The sequence below is a fragment of the Halobacterium sp. KA-4 genome (assembly GCF_021028995.1).
Classification (GTDB): Archaea; Halobacteriota; Halobacteria; order Halobacteriales; family Halobacteriaceae; genus Halobacterium.
Genome location: NZ_JAJJZG010000039.1, coordinates 1 through 5,808 on the forward strand (window position 1 = coordinate 1; position 5,808 = coordinate 5,808).

Below are 5,808 nucleotides of genomic sequence, written 5' to 3' on the forward strand. Positions count from 1 at the left end.
AACTCGAAGAAGAGACGAACGACCGCGCGGTAGTCGCGGTCGTTCGTCAGCCGAGAGAACGTCGAGCCAGCCATATGCGCCAATTCATCGTGGGTGTTGGTTTTCTCGGCGAGTTCAGCGAGTGAGTTGGATGGGTGGATACCTTCGAAGATGGCGACTTTGAGGTGGTTGTTGAAGTCGTGTTTGGCGGTATGCGTTCCGATTTCGAAGTCGTTGGCAATGGACTCGCTGCTCGACTATGTCGAGCAGGGAGTAAAATGCAGTTCCGACAGTTAATGGAGAAGAGCTCTCGATCGGTTCGTCAACCTGTGTTTCCATCACCACAAGCTAGAGCTCCCACCCAGATTTATCTACTCGAAACGGGACAGTGACCCACCTGGTATAAGCGCGTAGACGAGGATTCTGAGGGCCGCCGAGCGGGCGGCCCTCAGTGGTCGGCCGAGGCCAGCGGTGAGCGGTAGCTATCGCCAGACAGCGACCGCACCGCCTGACGATTGGGACCGCCTGTCGGCTGTGTCAGCAGCAGATCCCGGGACGGCGTAACTATTTTATCGAAAACGGTGGTTTGTGTAGGTAGCAGCGTTTCCATAGATGTTCAGATAAGCTGATTCCATGCGAAGCTGAACGATCTGAGCCAGTTGTCGGCAGTTTCTGCTGCGGCGTTGCTGAAACAGTTTGAGAAACAGAGAGTTCGCCGTTTTATCTCGCAAAAGACACGTTCGACAGCATTCCGGTTTCCATGTTTCTCGTATCTGAAATCGAAGCCGTGACGCTGACACGCGTCTTGTAACGAGTGCGACCCATCGACGAGAAACACGGCGTCGGAGACGTCGTGTTTCTCGGAGAGTTCCGTCAGAAACGAATGAGCGAGAACCTTTGTTGTCGTCGGTTCAAGCTTTGTATGCAGTAATTCATTTGTTTCGGGATCAACAGCGCCGTACAGCCAATATTGCTCGTCGTCGAGTTGGATCACGGTCTCGTCAACCGCGATGTGATCCGGACACCGACCAGGTTCAGGCTGTAGGTCGGCCTTGTGAACCCAATTATGAACGGTTGATCGAGCGCGCTCGACACCGGATATCTCAAGAATAGAAACAGTATTCGAAAGCGAGAGTCCAGCAAGATGCAGCTGAATACTGAGCTTCACCAGCAATCGCGGTGCCGCTTCTCGTTCAACAAACTCTAAGTCGATCTGGTCGATATTCCCGTTGAGGCGGGCGTTTTCGGGCATAGATCACTCAGAAAACGCTCCGCCTCACCTTTCAATCCTTATCTGAACACCGCCCTCGGTGCACGATATGTTGAGACGCTTAGAGAGTGTCCTGTCGTTTCTGAATTATAATTTCTCTCACTCGCTCAGCGTGGTTTGACTCAGATTGAACGAACGCTGTGAGGATGGCCTCGACGGTCCCGGAGCGGCTGACTCCGAGATCGTCACACTCAGCGACCAGTTCATCCACTTCTCGCAGGATTTCCGCGTCAACAGTGACTCCGAACTTCTCTTTTGCCATAGCTACAACAAGCTAAGAGCAGCGTACACCAAGTGTACGGCTCTTTTAATTCGTTAGAGCTGATTCATCAAACCATGAGAACTCTTCTATGACACCCTCGACTCCTGCTGGCGGTCAGTAAGCAAGAGTCGAATCGTCGATTTGGTGGCAGCTTTCGCTAGGACCACGTATCGTTGTCCGATGCCACGATCAGCGAGAATGAACACCGGTGGCTTGTCCTCGTGGTACGTGCCACGACCGCGTGTGGACAGGCCACGCGAGCGCAACTCTTGGTCGCGCTCGCGGCTATTGAGCCCAGCTTTCACTAAGTTCGTCGATTTCAACTGGTCCTGCGAGCGCTGGACGCGCCGGTACACCGTCTTGTAGGAGACCTCGATCTCCACATCCAGTTGCCGAAGACTGGTATTGAAGCGAATGTAGGCGTAGACGGCGAGAAACCACGTTCTGAGTGCGATCGAAGAATGCTCGAAGACGGTGCCGGTCTTATCGTTGAACGTGCGGTCGCAATTCTTACAGCGATACCGTTGAAACACCCGATAGCTGCCATACCGAATCACCGATTCGGCACGGTAGCACGGGCAATAGACGCCGTCACGCAAGCGAACCTGCGCCAACAGGTCCGCTGCGACCGATTCCGACCCAAGCACATCTAGCGGAATCATTCGTGTTGGGCACCGCTGACGCGGTGCCCTTGTCCTCTTCGACTCCACAGCGACCGCTCAGCAGTATCAACAATCTCCTACGCAAGAGCGATATTCTTTTACTGAAGAGTGTTCTTTCATTCGCTTAGTATGGATTCGCGTTCCGAATTAGCCGTCCCAGAGGAGACAGTACTTGAAGCGTGCGGTGATACCAAGCTTCCGAAACTGGGGATCATCGAACAGGTGTGGGATACAGACCCCATCCCAGCTGATCAGATCCCTGAGCGGGCTGGTGATGCAGTAGAGAATCTCTCCCTCGAGAACATCCCTGAGGGCGGTGAGGTTGCTGTCGGTGTCGGGAGCCGAGGGATCGCAAATCTCCCGTTGCTCGTTCATGGCGTGATCGAACGCCTCGAGGATCTCGGCTATGAACCGTTTATCTTCCCCGCGATGGGAAGTCACGGTGGCGCAACCGCGGAGGGGCAACGAGAAATGCTCGAGTCGCTAGGCGTAACCGAAGCGAAAGTCGGGTGTGAAATCCGCTCGAGCATGGAGGTCGTTCAGGTTGGCGAGACCCCCGATCGTGGTGTTCCGGTTGTTGCCGACGCGAATGCTGCAGGCGCTGATGCCATCCTGCCTGTCAATCGGATCAAGCCCCACACCGACTTTGACGGGACTGTCGAAAGTGGCCTCTCGAAGATGATGGTGATCGGTATGGGGAAACAACGCGGGGCCAAGATTGCCCATGAATGGGCTGTCAACTGGAGTTTCCGCAACATGATCCCCGAGATCACCTCGCAGCTGCTGGAGTCACTGCCAATCGTTGGCGGTGTCGCCGTCGTCGAGGATCAACACGATGATACAGGTCATATCGAGGGAATCCGCCCTGATGGCTTCCTCGACCGCGAGGCCGAACTGCTCAAGACCGCTTACGAGATTATGCCTAAAATTCCGTTTGATGAAGTCGATATCCTCGTCCTCAACGAACAGGGCAAAGACATTAGCGGACAGGGCATGGACACCAACGTTATTGGGCGACGCCCGTTCGCAATCAATGAGCCCGAACCCGATCTTCCTGATATCAAACGCATCTACGTCCGTGGGCTGACCGAAACGACCCACGGAAACGCCATGGGAATTGGATCAGCGGATTTCATCCACGAGGATATCGTAACTGAAGTAAACGCCCCGGACACGCTAATCAATGCGATCACTGCCAGTACGATCCGTGGAGTCCGTCTTCCGCCGGCAGTCGAGACTGACCGTGCAGGGATAGTTGCTGCCTTGTCGACAATCGGTGTGATCGACATCAAGGATCTACGAGTAATCCATGCGCGCGACACAATGCATCTGGGTCGGTTCTATGCATCCGATGCACTTGTCGAAGAGGCCCGGAAGAGAGACGACCTCCGCGTCGTTAGTGAACCGGAGCCAATCGAGTTCGATGACGGCCAGTTCGCAGCGCCGTCGCCCCAAGAGTAGAGATGAACCTCGAATCGATCCTTGAAGATGTCTCGGCAGGCGAGTTGAGTGTCACGGAGGCGCGTGAGCGTATTGAAGGGTTCACACGTGTGGATGATTTTGCCCGTTTCGATACGCGTCGAGAAGACCGCAACGGCGTTCCAGAGGTTATCCTTGCGGACGGAAAACGCCCGGCTGACGTGGCGTCGATCGCGGAGCAAGCACTCGAGAAGAAAGGTCGAGTAATCATAACTCGGATTGACGACGAGACCAAGATAGCGCTCAAGGACGTCCAGTCGTCAGCAATTGAACTCGAATGGATTGAGCAGGCCCAAATCATGGTCCTGCGAACCTCAGAGTATGAACCACCAGCAACTGACGGGACAGTCGCTGTCCTTGCGGGAGGGACATCAGACATACCAGTCGCGGAAGAAGCCGCCATCACTGCCCGTGAGATGGGTTGTAAGGTTGAGACTATTTACGATATCGGCGTTGCTGGGATTCACCGAATGTTTGCAGAACGGCACCAATTCGATAATGCTGACTGTGTCATCGTTGCTGCCGGACGAGAGGGCGCATTGCCGACAGTCGTAGCCGGGATGGTTGACGCCCCGGTCATCGGTCTCCCCGTCTCAATCGGCTATGGGGCGGGCGCAGATGGCAAAGCTGCCCTACTGGGAATGCTCCAGTCTTGTACCGTCCTCAGCGTCGTCAACATTGACGCCGGGTTCGTTGCTGGCGCACAGGCAGCGCAGGCCGCACGCGGGTAGGTTACTGTGATCTGTTTGCGGCGGTCGACTCGTCGCCAGCGAACATATCTTCGACGACTGGATCTCCGCTATTTTTCGTTGGACGGTGTGTCGATTCTGGCGTCGTTGGTCTCTGGACTCACGCTGCCGGTCTGATAGCCATGGAGGTCCAGTGTCACATGGTCGAATCCCAGATCAGCGATGTGCTCTCGGGCTGTCCGAACGAAGTCGAGATCGAGCGCTGCTTCCAGTTCGTCAGACGCCACTTCGATACGAGCAAGCCCGTCATGGTCGCGTACACGAAACTGTTCGAATCCCCAGGTCCGGAGGATCTGTTCGGCCTTCTCGATACGAGTCAGCCGTTCTTCGGTGACCTCCAGCCCAGTGGGAATTCGCGAGGAAAGACATGCCATCGATGGCTTGTCCGCAACTGAGAGATCAAATTCACGAGCGATCTCTCGCACCTCCGCTTTCGCAACATCATGCTCTAACAGTGGCGAGTATGCGTTTAGCTCCTCGACAGCCCGGAGCCCCGGACGATGTCCGTTGCCGGGATCAGACGCGTTTGTCCCGTCACAAACGGTCTTAATCCCTTGTTCTCGTGCCACATCGTACATTGCCGAGAGACGCATTGTCCGACAATGGTAGCACCGCTCTTCGTCATTGCGACGGAACGCCTCACTGTCGAGTTCCGAGAATTCCACCACTTTGTGGCAGATTCCAATTTCGCCGGCGATTTGCCTCGTCTCTTCGAGTTCGGCTTCCGGGAGCGTCTCGCTTTTTGCTGTACAGGCAATCGCATTGTCCCCCAACGCCTCATTAGCAAGCGCTGCTACGACACTTGAGTCAACGCCGCCAGAGAACGCAACGAGGACACCGTCGAATTCTGCGAAATCAGCAGTAATACTGGTTATCGCTTCTTCGATTGATCCCATATTGGTATTGCTTATCAGTCCCAGGCAAAAACGTGCCGAATTACCCTCTCTTGAGAGGCCTCGCTGTGAGAGTGCAGCTCGTGACTATTCCGTTGTTGGTTCTGATTGATAATTAGCCCAGTTACGCAAGCGGTCTGAGTATGAACCAAGTCCGAGCCCGACTACAAACGACAAGAGGCTTGGAAGAAGCGTCAACCAGAGATCTGAAAGCCCAGTACCAGTATGGAGTACAGTCTCGAACATACACAGTTTATATCAGCAGATAAGTACGAGGGTCTACTGATACCGGAATATATTGCTCGAATTGTAGAGAATCTATTTTCATGACAAGAGGAGTGCGTTCAGCTCGGCCCGTTCATCAGTAGAAAGATCCACAGCGTAGGTTCAGTACCTCACAAAGCATCCTCGGCTAGCTGTTTCTGAAGCCTGAATTCTGTGGCGGAGCGGTTGCACCGGCGGTCTCGATGTGAGAATCTTGGACGAACCAATAGAGAGCTGTCGCTGTCGGCGG

General features: G+C 54.7%; 5 protein-coding genes and 2 pseudogenes. 2 read left to right on the plus strand and 5 right to left on the minus strand.

What is annotated here, in order from left to right:
* The 4 genes and pseudogenes from LPA44_RS17765 to LPA44_RS17780 form a co-directional block, all read right to left on the minus strand.
* Window positions 1-318, minus strand: a pseudogene (locus LPA44_RS17765) (IS4 family transposase); the annotation flags it as partial.
* 277 nt (window positions 319-595) lie between these two features.
* A complete protein-coding gene (locus tag LPA44_RS17770; RefSeq protein ID WP_230890817.1) occupies window positions 596-1,231 on the minus strand; it encodes an IS6 family transposase in 636 nt (211 codons plus the stop codon).
* A 79-nt stretch (window positions 1,232-1,310) separates the two neighbouring features.
* Window positions 1,311-1,511 (minus strand): hypothetical protein, encoded by a 201-nt coding sequence (locus tag LPA44_RS17775; protein ID WP_230890818.1) that lies wholly within the window; start codon window positions 1,509-1,511, stop codon window positions 1,311-1,313.
* Between the two features lie 98 nt (window positions 1,512-1,609).
* Window positions 1,610-2,173 (minus strand): annotated as a pseudogene (locus LPA44_RS17780) (transposase); the annotation flags it as partial.
* Window positions 2,174-2,302: 129 nt separating this feature from the next.
* Between LPA44_RS17780 and LPA44_RS17785 the strand changes: the two are divergent.
* Both LPA44_RS17785 and larB read left to right on the plus strand, forming a co-directional pair.
* Window positions 2,303-3,634, plus strand: coding sequence for a DUF362 domain-containing protein (locus tag LPA44_RS17785; protein WP_230890819.1), 1,332 nt, complete (start codon window positions 2,303-2,305; stop codon window positions 3,632-3,634).
* A gap of 2 nt (window positions 3,635-3,636) precedes the next feature.
* Window positions 3,637-4,383 (plus strand): nickel pincer cofactor biosynthesis protein LarB, encoded by a 747-nt coding sequence (larB, locus tag LPA44_RS17790; protein WP_230890820.1) that lies wholly within the window; start codon window positions 3,637-3,639, stop codon window positions 4,381-4,383.
* A 68-nt stretch (window positions 4,384-4,451) separates the two neighbouring features.
* Here the strand turns inward: larB and larE are convergent, their stop codons facing one another.
* A complete protein-coding gene (larE, locus tag LPA44_RS17795) occupies window positions 4,452-5,297 on the minus strand; it encodes an ATP-dependent sacrificial sulfur transferase LarE (RefSeq protein WP_230890821.1) in 846 nt (281 codons plus the stop codon).
* Between the last annotated feature and the right edge of the window lie 511 nt (window positions 5,298-5,808).